The organism is Mycobacterium sp. (genome assembly GCF_036490025.1).
In the GTDB taxonomy this organism is placed as follows: domain Bacteria; phylum Actinomycetota; class Actinomycetes; order Mycobacteriales; family Mycobacteriaceae; genus Mycobacterium.
Map to the genome: position 1 here is coordinate 1 of NZ_DASXEP010000160.1, position 20,789 is coordinate 20,789.

General features: G+C 66.0%; 16 protein-coding genes and 1 pseudogene. 4 read left to right on the plus strand and 13 right to left on the minus strand.

Annotated elements, in window-relative coordinates:
* The 9 genes and pseudogenes from VGG53_RS18230 to VGG53_RS18270 all read right to left on the minus strand — a co-directional run.
* A pseudogene (locus VGG53_RS18230) lies at positions 1-527 on the minus strand (hypothetical protein); the annotation flags it as partial.
* A 429-nt stretch (positions 528-956) separates the two neighbouring features.
* Entirely contained in the window at positions 957-2,945 is a 1,989-nt protein-coding gene (locus tag VGG53_RS18235; protein ID WP_331519489.1) for a hypothetical protein, read from the minus strand.
* A gap of 75 nt (positions 2,946-3,020) precedes the next feature.
* Positions 3,021-5,219, minus strand: a complete 2,199-nt coding sequence (locus VGG53_RS18240) for a malate synthase G (protein WP_331519490.1) — start codon at positions 5,217-5,219, stop codon at positions 3,021-3,023.
* 124 nt (positions 5,220-5,343) lie between these two features.
* A complete protein-coding gene (locus VGG53_RS18245) occupies positions 5,344-6,405 on the minus strand; it encodes a hemolysin family protein (RefSeq protein WP_331519507.1) in 1,062 nt (353 codons plus the stop codon).
* Positions 6,405-7,766, minus strand: coding sequence for a hemolysin family protein (locus tag VGG53_RS18250; protein ID WP_331519491.1), 1,362 nt, complete (start codon positions 7,764-7,766; stop codon positions 6,405-6,407). The genes VGG53_RS18245 and VGG53_RS18250 overlap by 1 nt, the downstream gene beginning before the upstream one ends.
* 184 nt (positions 7,767-7,950) lie before the next feature.
* Entirely contained in the window at positions 7,951-9,390 is a 1,440-nt protein-coding gene (locus tag VGG53_RS18255) for a GuaB1 family IMP dehydrogenase-related protein (protein ID WP_331519508.1), read from the minus strand.
* A gap of 27 nt (positions 9,391-9,417) precedes the next feature.
* Complete coding sequence (gene gndA, locus VGG53_RS18260; protein WP_331519492.1) at positions 9,418-10,875, minus strand: NADP-dependent phosphogluconate dehydrogenase; 1,458 nt, start codon at positions 10,873-10,875, stop codon at positions 9,418-9,420.
* Positions 10,876-10,954: 79 nt separating this feature from the next.
* On the minus strand, positions 10,955-11,908 hold the full coding sequence (locus tag VGG53_RS18265) for a M56 family metallopeptidase (RefSeq protein ID WP_331519493.1): 954 nt from the start codon (positions 11,906-11,908) through the stop codon (positions 10,955-10,957).
* A gap of 14 nt (positions 11,909-11,922) precedes the next feature.
* Complete coding sequence (locus VGG53_RS18270; RefSeq protein ID WP_331519494.1) at positions 11,923-12,339, minus strand: BlaI/MecI/CopY family transcriptional regulator; 417 nt, start codon at positions 12,337-12,339, stop codon at positions 11,923-11,925.
* Positions 12,340-12,484: 145 nt separating this feature from the next.
* Between VGG53_RS18270 and VGG53_RS18275 the strand changes: the two genes are divergently transcribed.
* Entirely contained in the window at positions 12,485-13,279 is a 795-nt protein-coding gene (locus tag VGG53_RS18275; RefSeq protein ID WP_331519495.1) for an iron reductase, read from the plus strand.
* A 116-nt stretch (positions 13,280-13,395) separates the two neighbouring features.
* On the opposite strand, the gene VGG53_RS18280 is transcribed toward VGG53_RS18275, so the two are convergent.
* Both VGG53_RS18280 and VGG53_RS18285 read right to left on the minus strand, forming a co-directional pair.
* The gene (locus tag VGG53_RS18280; RefSeq protein WP_331519509.1) at positions 13,396-14,145 is read right to left on the minus strand and encodes a phthiotriol/phenolphthiotriol dimycocerosates methyltransferase; all 750 of its coding nucleotides are present in this window, start codon (positions 14,143-14,145) and stop codon (positions 13,396-13,398) included.
* Between the two features lie 84 nt (positions 14,146-14,229).
* A complete protein-coding gene (locus VGG53_RS18285) occupies positions 14,230-15,609 on the minus strand; it encodes a cytochrome P450 (protein WP_331519496.1) in 1,380 nt (459 codons plus the stop codon).
* Positions 15,610-15,773: 164 nt separating this feature from the next.
* Between VGG53_RS18285 and VGG53_RS18290 the strand changes: the two genes are divergently transcribed.
* Complete coding sequence (locus VGG53_RS18290; RefSeq protein ID WP_331519497.1) at positions 15,774-16,169, plus strand: PaaI family thioesterase; 396 nt, start codon at positions 15,774-15,776, stop codon at positions 16,167-16,169.
* On the opposite strand, the gene VGG53_RS18295 is transcribed toward VGG53_RS18290, so the two are convergent.
* Both VGG53_RS18295 and VGG53_RS18300 read right to left on the minus strand, forming a co-directional pair.
* The gene (locus VGG53_RS18295; protein ID WP_331519498.1) at positions 16,166-17,551 is read right to left on the minus strand and encodes an NAD(P)/FAD-dependent oxidoreductase; all 1,386 of its coding nucleotides are present in this window, start codon (positions 17,549-17,551) and stop codon (positions 16,166-16,168) included. The genes VGG53_RS18290 and VGG53_RS18295 overlap by 4 nt on opposite strands.
* A 145-nt stretch (positions 17,552-17,696) precedes the next feature.
* Positions 17,697-18,374, minus strand: a complete 678-nt coding sequence (locus tag VGG53_RS18300) for an SDR family oxidoreductase (protein ID WP_331519499.1) — start codon at positions 18,372-18,374, stop codon at positions 17,697-17,699.
* Positions 18,375-18,641: 267 nt separating this feature from the next.
* On the opposite strand from VGG53_RS18300, the gene modA reads away from it, so the two are divergent.
* Both modA and VGG53_RS18310 read left to right on the plus strand, forming a co-directional pair.
* Positions 18,642-19,418, plus strand: a complete 777-nt coding sequence (gene modA / locus VGG53_RS18305) for a molybdate ABC transporter substrate-binding protein (RefSeq protein ID WP_331519510.1) — start codon at positions 18,642-18,644, stop codon at positions 19,416-19,418.
* Positions 19,419-19,615: 197 nt separating this feature from the next.
* Positions 19,616-20,725: an alanine and proline-rich secreted protein Apa gene (locus VGG53_RS18310; protein ID WP_331519500.1), complete on the plus strand. Its 1,110-nt coding sequence runs from the start codon at positions 19,616-19,618 to the stop codon at positions 20,723-20,725.
* Positions 20,726-20,789 lie beyond the last annotated feature (64 nt).

The window sequence follows — 20,789 nt, forward strand, 5'->3', positions numbered from 1 at the left end:
AGGATGCCGTTGTAGAACGGGATGTCGATGATGCCGTTGAGCAGGCTGATGTTGTCCTGCCCGTTGAGGAAGCCGTTCAGGACGGTGGCAATGCCCTCCCAGGCAGCCGACGGGTTGGTCATCAACTCTTGCACGACGCCATGGAGCGAGGTGAGCGTGGCGCCGGTTGCCCCGAGGCTTGCGATGCCGAGCGCGAGCCCTGGCGGCAATTCCACCGTGATCTGACCGGGCAGCGAGCCGATGTCGGTGGTGACGGTGGGGGTGAGGTTTGTGAATGCGTCGATCACGCCCAGCGGGTTGGTGAGCAGTGCGCTGTAGAACTGTGCAAGCTCCGACGAGTCGGAGCCGTCGAGGATGTTTTGCCAGTTGGCGGCCGATTCCGTGAAAAGGTCCGACCAGGCGTCGACCAGTTTCACCGGGCGTACCTGAACCTGGGGAACCGGCGGTGCTACCGGGGCGACAGCAATGATGCTGGCCCCAACCAAGGCGATACCGGCAGTGGCGTAGGGACGAAGTACGTGTTGCATGACCATCGGCTCCTTTAACGGCTAGCTAACTGTGATCAACGCCACATCCATCTATGGCTGGACTTTAACTAAGAAAAAGCATTAGACGCAAGTGCAACGCCTCAGTAAAAATCTAGTTTTCTCTCAGGCCACGCCTAACGACGTCACATCTGCCCCACTGGCCGGCCGCGGGGGACGAAAGCCCTGTCTGCAGGGCGTTTACCTGCGGCTATCTCCTTTGTGGATTCCCGAGTGTGATGCACATCACATATCCATGCCACCGAACTCTATCTGAGGTTCGTCTGAGTAATTGGACAATCTCTCGGGTGAATCGATTCACAAAGCCACTGAACGGGGATTTTGTCGCGCTACAGCGACCGTGGACGTCCGGCGAGCCGGAGGATTCGGGTCCGCAGGCTGTCGCGCTGCGGCCGTCTGGCCAAGGGCCGGTCAGCTCAAAAAGTTGGTTACCGCGTTGGCCAGGTCCGGCGACGCCGACGTTGCCAGGTTCTGGTAGCTACCGCCGGAGAGCTTCGCGACAGCCTCCCAGGTGGCCCGGTCGGAGTCGGAGCCGAAGTCGATGACGTTGACCGCGACCGGCTTGGCCGGGTCGGCGCTCTGCTTGATGAAATCCTGCAGACCCTCGCCGCCGAGGCTCTGATCGGTGTGCGGCCCGGCCGTGATGACCAACACCGAATTCATCTGTCCCGCATGGAAATTGGCTTGCGCCTTCTGGTAGATCAGGCGAAGCGTGGTGAACGACACCGCACCACCGGACGAGGCATGTTGTCGATCCAGTGCCGCCGTCAGCGCCTCCGACCGGGGCTGGCCGTCGACCTGATCGCTCAACGGGCCCGCCGACACCTCCGAGCGACCCTCTTTACCGTCGAACGTCCAGAGGCCGATCACGGCATCGGGCGACAGTGCCTTGATCCGGTCATCGAGCGCAGCGACCACATTGCCCAGCCGGGTCTTGCCGCCTTCGTCGGTGGTCATCGACTGCTCGAGCATGATGGTCGCTGCCGGTGCGCTCGACGGCGCCGACACCGTATTGGCCAGCGTGGCGCGCGTCGCGTCGTCGCCCACCGACAGTGTCGACGGGAACGCGGGGAAGCTGGTGACGTCGCTCTTGGGCGGCTTGGTGCCCTCGGCACGAAACCCGGCTTTGGCCAGCTCGGTCAGCTGATCCGGTTTGTGCATGAACCGGGCGAACTCGCTGGCCGCGGTCACCTGCTCCTGGGACAGCCAGGATCCGCTGAGCAACACGCTGGGGTAGTCGGCGACCGCGGCCGGCCCGGGCGGAAGCCAGGAACTCAGCGCGCTGCCGGCGTCGAGCAGCGGCTGGCCGCGCACGAACAACTGCTGTTCGGTGGTGACCACCGCGTGCACCGGCGCGGTCGCCGGGTCCCCGGGTTTCAGCAGCGCTTTCATCGCCTCGTCCAGCGAGTTGTCGGCGAGCTTGGGCTGACCGCCGATCAGCGTGCGGACCGCGGCACTGCCGTCGGTCGCCGGGGCACCGGCCGGCACGGATGCCGCAGCCACCGCCTCGCCGGCGAGGAATGGGGCATCGCCGTTGCCGCCGAGCGGCAGCGCCAGCCGCAACGACCCCCAGGCCGGCAACTTCAGTCCCGCCAGAGCGTCGGGCTTGGTCTGCAAATCGGGCAGCGTCGCCCACTTCTGGTCGCCGAGCGCTTTGTGAAGTTTGGGGCGTACCGCGAGCACCACCGGCGAGGTGACCAGCGACCGGCTGTCGGTGACGGTCTCCTTGCCCGCCGCGGCGGTGAGCCGCGCGGCGGATACCGAGCTGCCAGGGATCCAGAGCGCCGGTCGCTGACCGAGGTCTGCGGGCCATTTCCCGATGAAGCCGTCGACGACGGCGTCGGAACCGGCGGACTTGACGCCGATGGCCACGCAGTGGTCGCCGACTGGCGCGGCGATGGCGTTGAAGCGCTCCGCCAGATGCTGCACGTGCTCGGCGATCGACGGATCGGCGATGACGGCGACGGGCTGTTTGTCGCCGACGCATCGCGCGCTGTGCGAACGGTTGGACAACGCATCACCGAAGAAGCGCCACAGGATGACCACACCCACCACGACGACGACCGCGATCAGCGCGGCGATCACTCCGATGCTGACACCGCGCCGCCCGCCCTCGTTGCGGTGACCGCCGCGCCAATCAGGGCCGCCGCGATGGCCGCCGGTGAGCGACGGCGGAGGCACATCCGGTGGCTCTGAATCGCGCCGCGGAAAGTCGGCGAACTCATCGGCCGGATCGATGTCGGCCGCTGGCACGTCCCGCTCGGGCTGCTCCGGATCGGCGTAGTCGTCGCGGTGACCCTCGGCGGGCTCGTCGAAGTCGAAAAACCCTGGGCTATCAGGAAACTCGTCCGACGGTTCGCCGGTCGGCTCGTCGGGATCGGGAGCTCGATGCCTACCCATGCCGGTCCTCTCCCACGCGCCGGAGGTGACTGCACCCGCTAGTCATCGGGACGGTCGATGTTCCCCGAACAGACATCACTCATGGGTACGGGCTTTGAACTCGCGCCGACGCCGGTGCAGAATCGGCTCGGTATAGCCGCTGGGCTGCTGAGCACCGGCCAGAATCAGTTCCTGGGCAGCCAGAAAGGCGATGCTGTCGTCAAAGTCCGGCGCCATCGGCAAATACGCGGAATCCCCGGCGTTCTGCTCGTCCACCAGCGGAGCCATCCGTTCCAGGCTAGCGCGCACATCCTCTTCGGTGATGACGCCATGCCGGAGCCAGTTAGCCAGTAATTGGCTGGAAATCCGCAGCGTGGCACGGTCTTCCATCAGTGCGACATTGTGGATGTCGGGAACCTTGGAAGATCCCACGCCCTGTTCGATCCAGCGCACCACGTAGCCGAGGATGGATTGGCAGTTGTTGTCGACCTCTTCTTTGATCTCCTCGGGAGCCCAGGCCAGTTCCTTGGCCAGCGGGACGGTCAGTAGCTCGTCGATGGTGGTGCGCTTCTTGCCTTCGAGTTCCTGCTGCACGGCGCCCACATCCACGTAGTGGTAGTGCATTGCGTGCAACGTGGCCGCCGTCGGCGACGGCACCCACGCCGTGGTCGCACCGGCCTTGGGCTGGCCGATCTTCTGCTCGACCATGTCGGCCATCAGCTCGGTCATGGCCCACATGCCCTTACCGATCTGAGCCTTGCCCTTGAACCCGGTCGCGAGGCCGGTGTCGACGTTGTTGTCCTCGTAGGCCTTGATCCACGTCGTGCTCTTCATCGCGCCCTTGCGGATCATCGGACCCGCTTCCATCGACGTGTGGATTTCGTCGCCGGTGCGGTCCAGGAAACCGGTGTTGATGAACACGACCCGGTCGGCGGCGGCTTTGATGCAGGCCTTGAGGTTGACGGTGGTGCGGCGTTCCTCGTCCATGATGCCGACCTTCAGCGTGGCCTGCGGCAGGCCGAGGACATCCTCGACGCGGCTGAACAGCTCGCTGGTGAACGCGACCTCGTCCGGTCCGTGCATCTTGGGCTTGACGATGTAGATGGACCCGGTTCGGCTGTTCGTCAACGGACCGTTGCCGTCGCCGGTTTTGAGCCCGTGGACCGCGGTCAGACCGGTGAACAGCGCGTCCTGGATACCTTCGAAGACTTCTTTTTCTTCGCCGTTGCCGTCACTGGAGACAATCGCATCGTTGGTCATCAGGTGACCGACGTTGCGGACGAACAACAGGCTGCGACCGGGCAACGTCAGCTCGCCGCCCCCGGGCGTCTGGTACGTGCGGTCCTGGTTGAGCACGCGGGTGAAGGTTTTGCCGTCCTTCTCGACTTCCTCAGACAAATCACCCTTGTTAAGGCCGAGCCAGTTGCGGTAGGCGTGGACTTTGTCATCGGCGTCGACGGCGGCCACCGCGTCCTCGAAGTCGATGATCGTGGTCACCGCCGACTCCAGGACGACGTCCTTGATGCCGGCGGCGTCGGTCTTACCGATCGGCGATTCCGGGTCGATCAAGATCTCGATGTGCAGCCCGTGGTTGACCAGCAACACCGACCAGTCGGGGGAGCCGAGCTCCCCGGTGTAGCCGGCGAATTTTTCCGGGCTGGCCAAGCCGACCGATCCGTCGGCGGTCGTGATCTCGAGTTGGTCGTCCTCAACGCTGAGCCCCGTCGCGTCGGACCAGGAACCGGATGACAGCGGAACCGCCTCGTCGAGGAACTTGCGGGCGTAGGCGATCACCTTGTCGCCGCGGACCTTGTTGTAGCCGGTGCCCTTCTCGGCGCCGTCGTCTTCCGGGATCACGTCGGTGCCGTACAGCGCGTCGTACAGCGAACCCCACCGGGCGTTGGCGGCGTTCAGCGCAAACCGCGCGTTTAGGACGGGCACCACCAGCTGCGGGCCGGCCGTCGTGGTTATCTCGTCGTCGACGCCCGCGGTGGTGATGGTGAAATCGGGTGGTTCTGGCTGCAGATAACCGATTTCGGTGAGGAACTGGCGATATGCCTCGGGGTCGAGCGGTTCGATGACGTGTTGCCGGTGCCACTTGTCGATCTGCGCCTGCAACTGGTCGCGACGCGCCAGCAGGTCCTGGTTCTGCGGCTGCAGGTCGGTGACCACCTTGTCGACGCCCGCCCAGAAGCTGTCGGGGTCTATGTCGGTGCCGGGCAAAGCCTCGGTGTTGACGAAGTCATACAGCGCTTTGGCGACGCGCAGGTTCCCCACCGACACGCGATCCGTCATCATTTCCCTCCGCACTTGCCCATTGAAATCAGCCCTCAGCCTACCGGCCAGCAACCTGACTACCCGTAACCGGTGGTCTGCAACAGCAGGTCACCGGTCCAACGATGGCTTTCTGGTTGAGCCGTCAGCCGCGCTGTGTCCCGTCGCGCACAACGCCGACCAGATCGCGCACCAGGTCATCCAGCGCCACCATCGCCACCACGGCGCCGTTCTGGCCGGTGACCAGGGCCAGGTGACTGTTGCTGCGGCGCATCCGCGACAGTGCTTCGGGCACCGTCAGCGCTGCGGAGAACCGCGGCAACGGCCGAACTGCGGCCAGGTCGATCACGGCGTTCGGTTGGTCGGCCAGCGACAGCACATCCTTGATGTGCAGGTAGCCAAGGAATTCGTGATCGGCTTCGACGTTGTCGACCACCGGGAATCGCGAGTAACCGGTTGCGGCCAAAGCCTTTTGGACGGCCTCGACCGTCGGGCCGGACCCGGCCGCGGCGACCGGCACCGCGTGGATGCCGCCGACGGGCACCGCCACGTCGGCGACCTTGCGGTTGCGGATTTGCAGCGCGCGGGTGAGCCTGGTGTGCTCCTCGGGATCCAGCAGGCCTTCCGACACCGACTCGGCGATCATCTCGCTGAGCTCGACCGTGGAGACCGCGACGTCGAGCTCGTCGCGAGCCTGCACCCGCAGCACGCGCAGGATGACACGGGTGCACCAGTTGTAGAACATCAAGATGGGCCGGACGGCCCGCACGTACGCCAAATATGCCGGGATCAGCAGCATCGCCGCCTTCTCTGGGCCCGCGATCGCGATGTTCTTCGGGACCATCTCACCCAGCAGCACGTGCAACGTCACCACGATGGCCAGCGCCACCATGAACGACACCGGGTGCAGCAGGGCCGGCGATACGCCGACCAAGTCGAACGGCCGCTGCAGCAAGTCGGCGACCGCCGGCTCGCCGAGGCGGCCCAGCGAAAGCGAGGCGACGGTGATACCCAGTTGCGCCCCGGCAAACATCAGCGGAAGCTGCTCGCCGGCCCGCATCGCGGTGACCGCGCTTGATCGACCCTGCTCGGCCAACGCTTCGAGGCGGTCCCGTCGCGCGGAGATGAGCGAAAACTCTGCGCCGACGAAAAACGCGTTGGCGCCTACTAGCAGGATGGTCGCCAGCATTCCGAACAGATCGCCCATCATCGGCCTCGCACCGCGCCGGAATCGGCCCGATCCAGCCGGGTCAACTCGATCAAGTCGATCCGGCGACCATCCATCCGGAGCACGCTGGCCTGCCAGGCCGCCGTGTGCGGGACACCATCGTGCTCGTATCCGCGCAGCTGCACCTCGTCGCCGATGACCGGAATGCGGCCCAGCTGTTGCAGGACCAGCCCGCCGATCGTCTCGTATTCGCCCTCGGGGGCGTGGTAGCCGGTGGCGGCGGCCACCTCGTCGATGCGGAGCAGGCCGGACACCCGCCAGCTGCCGCCGGCGGCGACGACATCCGGTGTGGCGTCATCGTGTTCGTCACGGACGTCGCCGACGATCTCTTCGATCAGGTCTTCGACGGTCACCATGCCCGCAGTGCCGCCGTACTCGTCGACGACCATGGCCGTCTGCAGTCTGTTGGCGCGGATCTGTCCCATCAGCGCGTCGCCGTCGAGGGTGGAGGGGACCGTCGCCACCGGCTGCGCAACGGCGGTCACCGGCGTGAGCTCGCGCTCGGCGGGCGGCACCGCAAACACCTGTTTGACGTGCACGATGCCGACCGTCTCGTCGAGGTCGCCGTCGACGACCGGAAACCGTGAAAAGCCGCTTTCGGCGGCGGCTTCGACCAGATCCGCAACGGTGTTATCAACTTGCAGCGCAACAATTTTCGACCTGGGAGTCATCAGCTCCTCAGCGGTCAGGTCACCGAATTGCAGCGATCGATCCAACAGCGCGGCGGTGGTCGGGTCCAGCGAACCGCTGCGCGCCGAATTACGCACCAACGACACCAATTCCTGCGCCGAGCGGGCCGACCGCAGTTCCTGGGCGGGCTCGATTCCCAGCTTGCGCAGAATCCAGTTGGCCACCCCGTTGGTCAGCCGGATCGGCCACGTCATCAGCCAGGAGAACAGCAACTGCAGGCCGGCGACCGCGCGCGCGGTGGGCAGGGGCCGGGCCACGGCAAGATTCTTGGGGACCAGCTCACCGAAGATCATCGACAGCGACGTGACGACAAACAGGGTCACGAAGGCGATGACCGCGTCGGCGACTCGGTCAGGCACATCGAGTGCATCCATGGCCGGGTGCGGCAGCTCGGCGACCAGCGGTTCGGTCAGGTATCCGGTGATCAGCGTCGTGATCGAGATGCCCAACTGCGCCCCGGACAGCTGAAACGACAGGGTGTGGTGGGCGCGGCGTACGTATCGGTCGCGACGACCGCCGTGGCGGGCGTTGGCTTCGACGGTGCTGCGCTCCAACGTGGTCAACGAGAACTCGGCCGCGACGAACAGCGCAGTGCCGGCCGTGAGCAGAACGATGGCCAGCAGGCTGAGCAGGGTGACGAGGAGATTCATCGAGGCCGACCTCGAGAAGGGGGCTCCTCGGGGTCGGCGTCGCGCACCCCGGACGGCGCGGGTGCCTGCGGCACGGAGACCCTTCCTTCGACGTATCCACTGATGACGTGACCTTTGATGGTAGCGAAGGCGCGACGCGCCCGAACCGTCGTTGCCGTGCCGACACGCCCGTCAAGCGCTCGGGCTACCACCCGAACGGCAGCGGATGACCTTCGGCGAAGCCCGCCGCGGACTGGACGCCGACCACCACCCGCTCGTGCAACTCGGGCAGCGTCGACGCCCCGACGTAGGTGCAGGTGCTGCGCACTCCCGACGTGATGTGGTCGAGCAGATCCTCGACACCCCCGCGGGCGGGGTCCAGGCCCATCCGCGAGGTGGAGATGCCTTCCTCGAACAACGCCTTGTGGGCACGCGCGAAAGCGCTGTCGCCCGCGGCGCGGGCAGCGACCGCCCGCTTGGACGCCATCCCGTAGCTCTCCTTGTACAGCTGGTTGTCGCGGTCACGCATCAGGTCACCGGGGGACTCGTAGGTGCCGGCGAACCAGGATCCGATCATGACGTTGGACGCGCCCGCGGCTAACGCAAGGGCCACATCCCGCGGGTGGCGCACCCCGCCGTCGGCCCACACATGTGCACCGAGTTGCTTTGCCGCCGAGGCACATTCGAGCACCGCCGAGAACTGGGGCCGGCCGACGCCGGTCATCATGCGGGTGGTGCACATCGCGCCCGGACCCACTCCGACCTTGACGATCGACGCGCCGGCGTTGACCAGGTCGCGGGTGCCGTCCGCCGACACCACGTTGCCGGCGACCAGCGGCACCCCCAGATCCAGCGACCCGATCGACTTGATCGCATCCAGTGCCTTCACCTGATGACCATGGGCGGTGTCGACGACCACCAGGTCGACGCCGGCCTCGGTCAACGCCTGGGCCTTGGCGAGCACATCTCCGTTGATGCCGACGGCCGCGCCGATGCGCAGCCGTCCCGCGGAATCGACGGCAGGCGAATAGATACCGGCGCGGATCGCCCCGGTCCGGGTCAGTACGCCGGCCACCGAGCCGTCGGCGCCGGTCAGCACCGCGAGATCGACTGGGGCGTGCTCGAGCAGGTCGAAGACTTCGCGCGGATCGGTCCCTACCGGGGCGGTGACGAAGTCGGTGATCGCGATATCGCGAACCCGCGCGAAGCGGTCCACTCCGTCGCAGCACGATTCGGTGACCAGTCCGATCGGCCGGCCCTCGAAGGCCACTACCGCGGCCCCGTGTGCGCGCTTGGAGATCAGCGCCAGGGCGTCGGATACCGAATCCTCGGGTGCCAGGATCACCGGGGTGTCGACGATCAGGTCGCGGCTTTTGACGAAGTCCACCGTCTGCTGCACCGCGGTGATCGGAAGGTCTTGCGGCAGAACGACAATGCCACCGCGGCGGGCCATTGTCTCGGCCATTCGCCGACCCGCGACCGCGGTCATATTGGCCACCACCACCGGGATCGTGGTGCCCGAGCCGTCGTCGGTGGACAAGTCCACATCGAAGCGTGACGCCACATCGGAGTGGTTCGGCACGATGAAGACGTCGTTGTAGGTCAGGTCGTACGCGGGACAGTGCCCGTTGAGAAACCTCATCAGGATCGGTGTACCCCCTGGCCGGCCCCGCTAGGCCGGCACTTCGCTGCGGTCTGCACTCCACAGAGTGTGGAACTTCTTGCTCGGGTCCTCATCGATCCGTCCATACGTGTGTGCGCCGAAGAAGTCCCGCAAGCCCTGGGTGAGCGCGGCGGGCAGCCGCTCGGTGCGCAGTGCGTCGTAGTAGGACAACGCCGATGCGAAGCCCGGGACGGGGATACCCAATCGGGTGGCAGTCACCACGACGCGACGCCAGCTGTCGATGGCCGATTCGATCGCGCTGCGGAAATACGGCGCGACGATCAGCGTGGGCAGATCGGCGTCCTCGTCGAACGCCTCCTTGATCCGGTTGAGGAATTTGGCTCGGATGATGCAGCCGCCACGCCAGATCGTCGCCATGTCGCCCGGCGTGATGCCCCAGTCGTATTCGGCGCTGCCGGCCTGGATCTGGTTGAAGCCCTGGGCGTAGGCGATGATTTTCGACGCATACAGCGCCTTGCTCACATCGTCGATGAACTGCTTTGCATCGCTTGGCTTTTCGCCCAGATGGCCGGAGGCCAGGCCGGTGGTGGCTTTGCGCTGGGCCACTGAGCCTGACAGTGCGCGGGCGAATACCGCCTCGGCGATACCGGTGACCGGAACTCCGAGGTCCAGAGCCGACTTCACCGTCCAGCGGCCGGTGCCCTTCTGCTCGGCCTCGTCGAGGATGACGTCGACGAGCGGTTTGCCGGTCTTGGCATCGGTCTGGCGCAACACCTCTGCGGTGATCTCGATGAGAAAGCTGTCCAGGTCGCCCTTGTTCCATTCGGCGAAGACGTCGGCGATCTCGGGTGCGGTCTTGCCGAGTCCGTCACGCAGCAGCTGGTAAGCCTCGCCGATCAACTGCATGTCGGAGTACTCGATGCCGTTGTGCACCATCTTGACGAAGTGACCGGCCCCGTCGGGCCCGATGTGGGTGCAGCACGGCACATCGTCGACGTGGGCCGAGATCTCCTCGAGCAGCGGGCCCAGCGACTTGTACGACTCGGCGGGGCCGCCGGGCATGATCGACGGTCCTTTCAGCGCCCCTTCCTCACCACCGGAGATGCCGGCGCCGACGAAGTGCAGGCCGCGCTCACGCATCGCCTTCTCCCGGCGGATGGTGTCGGTGTAGAGCGCATTGCCGCCGTCGATGATGATGTCGCCGTCTTCCATCGCATCGGCCAGTTCGTTGATCACCGCATCGGTGGGATCGCCGGCCTTGACCATGATGAGCACCCGCCGCGGCTTCTCCAGCGCGTCGAGGAATTCTTCGATCGTTTCCGATCGCACGAATTTGCCGTCGTCGCCGTGCTCTTTGAGCAGGGCGTCCGTCTTGGCGGTCGACCGGTTGTGCAGCGCCACGGTGTAGCCGTGGTGGGCGAAGTTACGGGCGATGTTCGAACCCATCACGGCCAGACCGGTGACACCGATCTGAGCGGTCCCGGTCTTCGATTCCGACGAGCTCATGTGTGCGCCTCTCAATTCGTGACTGCCAGCCAAGACCCTGCACCGAACACTGTGGCACAGCGGGATTCGGGTTGCCGGGTCAGGCGGCGGTGAACAGCCGGCCCAGTTCGGTGAGCCAGGGGATAGCCAGCGAGACGGTGGGCACGACCAGTACCGCCGCGGCGGCGAGATAGGCGGCCGCCGCCACGAACGGGCTGTTGCCATCGCCGGACAGTCGTCGCACCCGCAGCAGGGTGTGCGCGCCGCCGGCGGCCAACGCACCCCGCGGCGCGCTGCCCGACGCACAAGTCACCAAGGCCCGAGCCAGGGGAGCGCGGCCGGCGACCCGGACCGCGGCGTCGTCGGCCAACAGCTCGGCGAGCAGTTGCACGGCGTCCAAAGCGCTTGCGCTGCGGACGAATCGGGGAAATGCGGCGTGCGCCGCGGTGAACGCCTCGAGTACCAGATCGTGGCGGGCCCGCAGGTGGGCACGCTCGTGGCTCAGGATCGCGGCGACCTCTGACTCGGCGAGCGAGTCCAGCGCGCCCTCGCTGACCACAACGCGGCTGCGGACACCGGGCAGACAGTAGGCCAGCGGCTGCGCCACCTCCAGCACGCGCAGGTCGCGACCGCGGGCGCGGGCCTGCACCGGGCCGGCCTCGGGCGACAACCCGAGCAGGTCGACCAGCATGCGGTGATGTGCCCGCCGTCGACGCGTCGACACGGCCACCCGGACGACGGCTACGGCCAGCCGCGCGCCGATCAACAGCGTGAGCGCGAAGACCCCGACGTCCAGAATCCACAACGGCCAGCCGAGCCGACCGATTTCGGCGGCGGGGCTGGCGGTCGGCCGACCATCTGCTCCGGGGACGAACAACCGGCTGGCGATCGCGATGCCGGCGCTGAACGCCGACAGCACCGCGGCCACGGCGACCGCCTGCCAGAGCACCATCGCTGCGCGGGGGGCCCGCAGCGGCCACGCCGCGCGGGCCAACACAGCGGGCACCGGGCCGACCAGCATCACCGCAAGAATGGTGAAGGCCAGCCCGGACACCTTTCCAGTCTCCCTCAGTCCTCGGACCGAGCGCCACCAGGCGGCGCGTTCCGATGGCTCGATTCCAATTCGTCGAGCGCGCGCCGAAGCGCCCCGGCCTCATCGGCACCGACCCGCTCGACGAAGTGCACCAGCGCCGCTTGCCGGCCGCCGGTATCGGCGGCCTGATCTAGCGCGTCCACCATCAGTCCGGCGACCAACTCGTCACGCCCGTGCACCGGCGCATACCGGTGTGCGCGGTCGTCGCGGATTTGCGAGACGAGGTTCTTCTTGGCCAACCGCTGCAGCACGGTCATCACCGTCGTGTAGGCCAGATCGCGCTGCTCAGAGAGCGCTTCGTGCACCTGGCGGACGGTTTGGGGGTGCGGAGCCGACCACAGATGGTCCATCACGGCACGCTCGAGGTCCCCGAGCCGCGTCAGCTTAGCCATGTTCGTTCATCTCCTGTGCAATGCCGCCAGCGTACCCGTGCTTACTACCGATCGTCGTACCGCCGTCGGCGGCGACGACCTTGTGAGGCCCCATGGCATAGGAACTCCATCTATGGTTAGGCTAACCTCACAGGAGGAGGCACCCGTGACGACACTGATCGATGACCCACTGATCGCTGCTATGGCCATCGACCGCGTACTGCCACTGCACGAGTCCAGCCGCCGGCTACGCGAGCTCTATCCGCAGTGCCCCCGGGTTTACGGCGTCGCGGTGCTCGGCGATGTCTCAGTCCGCCGCTGGTGGCCGCTGGAATCGGCCGTGCGCACCGATCGGCTGCAAACCATGTTCGAGGCGGCCGCGATCGACATGGATCGTCGTAGTGCCGCACGGCAATTGGCGGCAACACTGGTACACACCGTGATCGGCCGGGTGGTCGCGCTGCTGGTGTTGGAGGCCAGGGCGTGGGACACCGGGCTGGAGAACCTCTGGGTCCACGTCGACTCCGACGGCGTCATCGATTGGGCCGGGGTGGTCGACCCGACGGTGCGCGTGTTGCCCGATGACCCGTGCGCCCTCGACAGCGACGCCGTGGTAGCCCTGCCGAGCGAGGCGGCGCTGACGACCTGGGTCGCCCACCGTTGCCATCGCACGCTGCAGCCGTTGTTCGCCACATTGCACATGGTCAGTGGCGGCGCGTTGCCGATCGCGGCGATGTGGCACATCGTCGGGTCGATGGTGGTCGCGACTGCGACGCAGGTGCCGCAACTGGCGGGCGCCGACGAGCTGGCCGCGATGCGCCGCGGCCAGGCCGTGCTCGACGCATTGGTCGGGTTCGGCCTGCCGGTGCGCGGCGTGTCGGCCGCCGGTCTACGAACGCGGGCAAACCCTTGCAAAATTAGGGCAGCCTTGCCTATGCTGCTGGCATCGAGCGATAAATGACCGCGACGGTGTCCTGAGGGCTGCAGTGACCCCCGGTCTGTTCGATCGGCGAGCCCCGTGCATTACGCATGGGGCTCGCCCGTATCTGGGGACGTTCCAATGGAAGCGGACCCGCGTCAGTCCTTGATGAAGTGGTACATCCGGTACGAAAGCCGCCCGCGCTGCAGTTCCTTGTACATCAGCGTGTCTGGCGCGCCGGCGAACAGCCGGCCGAACGGACGTAGCAGCACAGGCAGACGGCTGCCGACCAGGTCGAGGTACCTGCCCGAGTTGTTGTCCAACCCGCGCAGGACGTCGGGATTGATTTCGCGCTTGGAAACCATCCGCAACGGCAAGCCGGCCAATGCCGCATCCCACGCGTCGTATTCGAGGAATCCGCGGAAGTCGACGTAGAGGAAATGCCCTCCCGGGCGCAGCACCCGCACCATCTCGGAGAGGAAACGGTCGAAGTGCGGGTAGGCGTGCGACGCTTCGACATTGAGCACTGCGTCGAAGGACTCATCGGGAAACGGCAGGTTTTCGGCGTCGCCATGCACGAAATCCAGGTCCGGCAGGTCGTACCTACGTTTGGCGAATGCGACACCGTCGGGGTTGAAGTCCAACCCGGTGTATGAGGCCGGGCGCAGCGTCTTGACCAGATATGCGCCGCCACCGCCGTGGCCGCAGCTGGGCTCCAGCACCTTCTTCCCGGTGAGATCTGCCTGGGTCGCCGTGCGGTGGTAGAGCTGGATGCAGTACCGGTTGGGCTCGTCCTCGGGGGCCAATGGCAATCCCATCGGCGGATCCTCTTCGTAGCCCCAGTTCAGGAATACGACGTCGTCCTGGTCCCACCTTCGGGTGACGAAGGGATACCAGTATTTGTTCATGGCCTTTTTGAACCATGAATAACTGCCGAGGGGTTTCACGTACTGCCTGAGGGCGCCGGTCACAGCGGCAAGTATGCCAGTGCGTTATGCGCTGCCGTGGTCAGCCACGGATAGCGAGTCGACCTCATTTGATGGTTTGTCGGTTCGCCGGTGCACCATCGCTCGCGCGCCCCGTGCCGGTACCGTCGCCACACCACGCCACCGCGCTCGTTCGCCCGGCGCATCGGTTGGGACGAAACGGAATTCACGTAAGAGCATGCGCAGGACGACGTCCGATTCCATGTTGGCGAACGCCGCACCGACACAACGGTTGACGCCACCACCGAACGGAATCCACGCGACGGGCTTGTGGGTGGTGCCCATGTACCGGTCCGGATTGAACGAGCCCGCGTCCGGGAAGCTCTCTTCCGAGTCGTGGGCCAGCTTGATGCTGATGATAATGTTGGTGCCCTCCGGAAGTACCCACTCGCCCAACCGGATTCGCGTCTTTGTGCGCCGTGTCGTGCCGTCGAGAACAGGCCGGGTGCGCTGAACTTCCCAAATCGTGGCCTGCCGCAGTTCGGATCCGCCGGCATCGGCTTCGTCGGCCAGCCGGGACAGCAGCTCAGGATGGCGGCTCAGTCTTTCCAGCGCCCAGGCCAACGACGATGCAGTGGTCTCGTGGCCGGAGCCCAGCAGCGTGAGCAATTCGTCGGCGACGTGCTCGTCCGAGATCGGCTCACCGTCTTCGTAGCAGGCCTGCAACAGCAGCGCAAGCACATCTTTGCGCTCTTCGATGGCCGGGTCCGCGCGGGCCTCGGCGATCAGGGAGGCGATGACGGCGTCGAACCGACGCCGCTGCTTCATGTACCGCCCCCACGGACTCCACGGACCCAGGTCCTTGCGCATGATCGGCGGGCACACCACCAGCAGCGAGCCGAGCGTGACCATGGCCGGCACAGTTTCGCGAAGCTCTTCCAGCGCAGGGCCTTCGGCGCCGAACACGGCGCGCAGAATCGCGCCGACGGTGATGCGCAACATCGGCTCCAGCGTCTCGAATTCGCGGCCTTCGGGCCAGGTCGCGATCTCGCGCATCACCTCTTCTTCGATGATGCGGTCGTAGCTGCGCATCCGCTTGCCGTGAAACGGCGGCGCCAGCAGTTTGCGGCGCTGGCGGTGTTCGTCACCGGCAAGGCTGAACGTCGAGCCCGGGCCGAATGCTTCGCCGATTGACCCGGCCCCCGACGGCGCACGTTCGACCAGCTCGGTGCCCGTGTTGAACAGTTCCTTGGCCAGCACCGGATCGTTGATCACCACCGCATGGTTGTTGCGGGGCAGATTCACCCTGATCACGTCGCTGTCATATCGCCGCGACAGAGCGGAAAACATCGCGTGGTTCGACACCAGGAACTGAAGTGTCTGGATCAGCTTCGGAACCCGGGTACCCGGCGGCAACCGCACCGGCTCGGTCGTCGCCGTTGCCATGTCTTCCCTTCCATGTATCCGGGTGTTCGTGAGTGACCAAGTCAATTACTCACAGAGATTCAGAATCAGCCTCACAGTATCGGTTGGCGGCCGTGTCTCGCACCAATTTGCTTTACCCGAAACCACCCGCGCGTTGCCTTTCCCGGCCGTGTAGACACAGAAGCATGCAGCCATTGCCAGAAGCGCCGTTCGACAAGGAATTAGGCCTGGTATTTACCGAAATCACGCCGGACCGGACGCGTGCCCAGCTTGACGTGGTGCCCAAGCTCCTGCAACCCATGGGCATCGTGCACGGCGGCGTCTACTGCTCGATGGTGGAGAGCTTGGCCAGCATTGCTGCGTACACCTGGATCGACGCCAACGGCGGCGGCTCGGTGGTCGGTGTCAACAACAACACCGACTTCCTGCGCGCGATCAACAGCGGCACGGTCTACGGCGCTGCGACCCCGGTGCATCGCGGGCGACGTCAGCAGCTGTGGGTGGTTAACGTCACCGACTCCGACGACCGGGTGGTGGCGCGCGGTCAGGTGCGGCTGCAAAACCTGGAAGCCCAGAACTAGCTGGCGGCCTTCGCCGCCTCACCCTCGCGGGCCTCGGCCGCAAGTACCGCTAGCTGCTCGAGCCGCGTACGAGCGAAGGCTTGCTGCTCGGTGATCGTCAACTGACCGCGCCGACCGCTCAAGAACGTCACCATCCACGACAGCACCGTGGTCACCTTGTTCTTGAACCCGATCAAATAGACCAAGTGCAGCAGCAGCCAGGCGAACCAGCCGATGAGGCCACCGAACTCGAGCGGACCGATTTTCACCACCGCGTAGTACCGCGAAACCGCGGCCATCGAGCCTTTGTCGAAGTACTGGAAAGGCTCGCGCTGGGCGGGGTCGGCACCGGCCAACTCGGCCTTGATCGTGCTGGCGGCGTACTTGCCGCCCTGGATGGCGCCCTGCGCAACCCCGGGCACGCCATCGACCGCGGCCATGTCTCCGACGACGAACACGTTGGGGTGGCCCGGAATTGACAAGTCGGGCAACACCTTCACCCGCCCGGCGCGGTCGAGCTCGACGCCCGACTGGCGGGCCAGGTCTCGGCCCAGCGGGCTGGCCGAGACGCCGGCCGACCACACCTTGCAAGCCGATTCGATGCGACGGGTGGTGCCGTCGGAGTCCTTGACCGTGATGCCATCGCGGTCGACATCGGTGACCATGGCACCAAGCTGGATTTCGACGCCCATCTTCTCCAGTCGTGCGGCGGCCTTGTTGCCGAGCTTCTCGCCCATCGGCGGCAGCACCGCCGGGGCCGCGTCCAGCAGGATTACCCGCGCCCTCGTCGAATCGATATGGCGGTATGCGCCTTTCAGGGTGAAGTCGGCGAGTTCGGCGATCTGGCCGGCCATTTCGACGCCGGTCGGTCCCGCGCCGACGACAGTGAAGGTGAGCAGCTTCCTGCGTCGCTCCGGATCGCTGGACCGCTCGGCAGCCTCGAATGCGCTCATGATGCGACCGCGTAATTCCAGCGCGTCGTCGATCGACTTCATACCGGGCGCGTATTCGGCGAAGTGATCGTTGCCGAAATACGACTGGCCGGCGCCCGCACCGATGATCAGACTGTCGTAAGGGGTTTCGTAGCTGTGGCCGAGCAACTCCGAGACGACGAACTTGCCTTGCAGGTCAATGTGTGTGACGTCGCCGAGCAAAACTTGGGCGTTGTGCTGACCCCGCAGGATCATCCGGGTCGGGGGAGCGATCGCACCTTCGGCCACGATGCCGGTCGCCACTTGGTACAGCATCGGCTGGAACAGGTGATGGGTGGTACGAGCGATCAACTTGATGTCGACGTCGGCCTTCTTGAGCTTTTTGACCGCGTTCAGACCACCGAATCCGGAGCCGATGACCACAACCCGATGCCGACGGTTGAGTGCGGTGTCTTCGGGGTGGGCGTTCATGCGTAGTTGCTCCTAAGCGGCGACTGCGTTCGCTACTACGATAGCCGCCCGGACCTGCAATTATCGACGTTGGCCGGGTGTGATCGCACACACCCGGGGCCCGCGGACGTGACAAGCCTCGCTAAGCCGCGTCGGAGACCACCGTCTAGGCGAACTGCGTCAGCGCGCCGTGGCTGACGTGCAGCATCTGCCCGGTGATGTGGCGAGCGGCGAGGCTGCTGAGGAATAGCGACATCCTTGCGATTTCGGCCGCAACCGACGGCGGCGTGCTGGACAGCCCGTCGTACCCGGGCTGTGCGCTGCGCCCGGCGGCAATGGCGTTCACCGTGATGCCGCGGGTGCCGAAAACCGTCGCCTGGCCGGCGACCCAGTTGGCGAGCGCGGCCTTGACCGCGGCCTCGGCGCTACCCGGGCGCGGGTTCTCCGGCACGACGCTGATGATCGACCCGCCGGATCGCAGGTGATCACCCACCGTCTCGAGGGTCAGCACCGCCGACAGCACGGTGTCGTCCAGCGAGTTACGCCACGCGGTGGCGAAGTCCGACAGCGAATACGCGCGTGGGTCACCCGGGTTCCAGTGCGGCGCCGGAATGTTGACGATGGTGTCCAAGTGATGGGGGAACAGGTGTCGGACCTCCGCGAGAGCCGCGGGATCGGTGTTGTCGCAGACGATTGCATCCGCTTCGATCTCCTTGGCGGCTACCTCGAGATCGTCTCGGCGTGCACCCAGCAGAGTGATCGTGTGGCCGTCGTTATGGAACCCCTCAGCAACGGCGCGACCCAATTCAGTATCGCCGCCGGTGATCAGCACCTCCACCGCCATGACCTCCTCATATTCGACATTGAATCCAGGTGCCGGCCGGCAATGAGCACTCGCGGCTTCCGCCTGGAGCAACGGTCTTCCGATGCTTCGATGGTGGCACACCGCAACGCCGGTCCCTGGGATTTCAGGGCGTGTATGGCATTAACGTTTCCTTATGTTACTGGACGGTAGCTAGATATGAAACTCCGAATCAGGCACAAGGCGATCACCGTTTGGACAACGCTGGACCCCGTGACCTCTGGGCGCAGCACCGCGCGGGCATGGCGGATGGCCGGGTTTGTGTCATTGGCACTGGTGACAATTTTGAGTGGGTGCGGAACGAACGCACCATCATCGACGACGGCGCCCCCATCGTCGGCCCGCCCGCCGGCCACATCGATCATGGTGTTCGCCGCGGTTTCGCTGAAGCCGGCGTTCACTCTGCTGGCCGGAAAGTTTCAAGCCGACAATCCCGGTGCCACAGTGGATTTCGACTTCGCGACCTCTTCAGAGCTGGCCAACAAGTTGACTCAGGGCGCCGCCGCCGACGTTTTTGCCTCGGCGGACAGCGCTGAAATGGACACCGTGGTCAAGGCGGACCTGACGGACAGCGACCCGATCAATTTCGCCTCCAACACGCTGGTGATCGTGACGGCCCCCGGCAATCCGAAGCAGATCAGTTCCTTCGCCGATCTCGCCAAACCGGATCTGCGCGTCGCGGTGTGCCAGGCTCCGGTTCCCTGTGGAGCGGCCGTGCAGCGCATCGAGGACAGCACCGGTATGCACGTCGACCCGAGCAGCGAAGAGTCGGCGGTGTCCGGGGTGTTGACCAAGGTCACCAGCGGGGAAGCAGACGCCGGGCTGGTCTACCTCACTGAGGCGCATAAGGCCGGCGACAAAGTCAGCACGGTCAGGTTTCCCGAGTCGAACGACGCAGTGATCGTGTATCCGATCGTTGTTCTCAAACGCGCGTCGCAGCCGGCGCTGGCGCAGAAGTTCGTCAGCCTGGTGGCCGGTGCGACCGGTCAACGGGTGCTGAACCAGGCCGGCTTCGCCAATCCTTGAGCAGAAAAGGGGGCCATCGTGACGCGCCCGGCCAAGAGGTCGATGCCGGTTGACCACCGCGGCCACGCGCAATCGACTGCTAAATCGGCGAGCTGCGACTATGCGAGGAACCCCTTGCTCACGGCGTCCGACAAATTAATCCCATCCTCAGCAATCCACACTTGCGTCACGGGTGTAACACGGTAGGTTTTTTGCTCATGGACCAGGTGGACCGAAACTCGATACGGCCCAAAAACCGCTGGACGACGCTCGCGATTGCTGCGGTCGGTGGTGCCGGAGCGATCACGTTCGCGTTGCCCGCAACGACAGCCGGTGCCGATCCGGTGCCGCCACCCCCGCCGCCTACCGTTGCGGCACCGGCACCGGCCAACCCTCCTGCGCCTGCGCCGGCCAACCCGCCCGCCGCGCCCGATGCGGCACCCGGTCCGGCAGGTCCGCCCGCGGCACCCCCGGTCGCCGATCCGGTCGCGGCGCCACCTGGAGTAGACCCCAACGCCCCGGCGCCGCCGGTGGCCGACCCGAATGCCGGACGCATCGACAACCCGGTGGGCGGGTTCAGCTTCGTCCTCCCCGCCGGTTGGGTGGAATCCGATGCCACCCACCTGGACTACGGTTCGGCGCTGCTCAGCAAGATCGCCGGCGCACCCACTCCGGGTCAGCCGCCACCGGTCGCCAATGACACCCGGGTGGTATTAGGCAAATTGGACCAGAAGCTTTACGCCAGCGCCGAACCCGACAACACCAAGGCCGCCACCCGGTTAGCGTCGGACATGGGTGAATTCTTCATGCCGTACCCGGGCACTCGGGTCAACCAGGAGAGCACCGCGCTGGGTGCCAACGGCGTTTCCGGCGGTGCCTCGTACTACGAGGTGAAGTTCAGCGACGCCAGCAAGCCGAACGGCCAGATCTGGGCAGGCGTGGTCAGTCCTTCCGGACCCAATGTCCCGCCGGCCGAGGCTAACCAGCGCTGGTTCGTGGTGTGGCTGGGCACCGGCAACGACCCGGCGGACAAGGCCGGGGCCAAGACCCTGGCCGAATCGGTCCGACCACTGGCACCGGCTCCGGGTCCGGCACCTGCCCCCAACGCGCCGGCTCCGGCACCCGCGCCGGGAGCACCGGCTCCCGTCCCTGCACCCGGAGCCCCAGCCCCTGCGCCTGCACCGGGAGCACCGGCCCCGGCCCCTGCACCCGGGGCGCCTGCACCGGCCCCTGCACCCGGAGCACCTGCACCAGCGCCGCCGCCGGCCCCAGGACAGCCTGCCGGCGGGAACGGCCCGGCGCCGGCTCCGGGCGCAGTGTCGACGTGACGCCAACGACCAGTTGACCGAATAATCGCGGTCGATTCTGGGAATGAATAGGCTGACAACTGTC

Excerpts from the sequence above, each read along its gene's own strand:
- VGG53_RS18280 (WP_331519509.1), bottom strand. The coding sequence starts at position 14,145 with ATGAACAAATACTGGTATCCCTTCGTCACCCGAAGGTGGGACCAGGAC.
- VGG53_RS18285 (WP_331519496.1), bottom strand. The coding sequence starts at position 15,609 with ATGGCAACGGCGACGACCGAGCCGGTGCGGTTGCCGCCGGGTACCCGG.
- VGG53_RS18235 (WP_331519489.1), bottom strand. The coding sequence starts at position 2,945 with ATGGGTAGGCATCGAGCTCCCGATCCCGACGAGCCGACCGGCGAACCG.
- VGG53_RS18295 (WP_331519498.1), bottom strand. The coding sequence starts at position 17,551 with ATGAACGCCCACCCCGAAGACACCGCACTCAACCGTCGGCATCGGGTT.
- VGG53_RS18270 (WP_331519494.1), bottom strand. The coding sequence starts at position 12,339 with ATGGCTAAGCTGACGCGGCTCGGGGACCTCGAGCGTGCCGTGATGGAC.
- VGG53_RS18290 (WP_331519497.1), top strand. The coding sequence starts at position 15,774 with ATGCAGCCATTGCCAGAAGCGCCGTTCGACAAGGAATTAGGCCTGGTA.
- modA (WP_331519510.1), top strand. The coding sequence starts at position 18,642 with ATGGCCGGGTTTGTGTCATTGGCACTGGTGACAATTTTGAGTGGGTGC.
- VGG53_RS18245 (WP_331519507.1), bottom strand. The coding sequence starts at position 6,405 with ATGGGCGATCTGTTCGGAATGCTGGCGACCATCCTGCTAGTAGGCGCC.
- VGG53_RS18310 (WP_331519500.1), top strand. The coding sequence starts at position 19,616 with ATGGACCAGGTGGACCGAAACTCGATACGGCCCAAAAACCGCTGGACG.
- VGG53_RS18240 (WP_331519490.1), bottom strand. The coding sequence starts at position 5,219 with ATGACGGATCGCGTGTCGGTGGGGAACCTGCGCGTCGCCAAAGCGCTG.
- gndA (WP_331519492.1), bottom strand. The coding sequence starts at position 10,875 with ATGAGCTCGTCGGAATCGAAGACCGGGACCGCTCAGATCGGTGTCACC.
- VGG53_RS18250 (WP_331519491.1), bottom strand. The coding sequence starts at position 7,766 with ATGAATCTCCTCGTCACCCTGCTCAGCCTGCTGGCCATCGTTCTGCTC.
- VGG53_RS18300 (WP_331519499.1), bottom strand. The coding sequence starts at position 18,374 with ATGGCGGTGGAGGTGCTGATCACCGGCGGCGATACTGAATTGGGTCGC.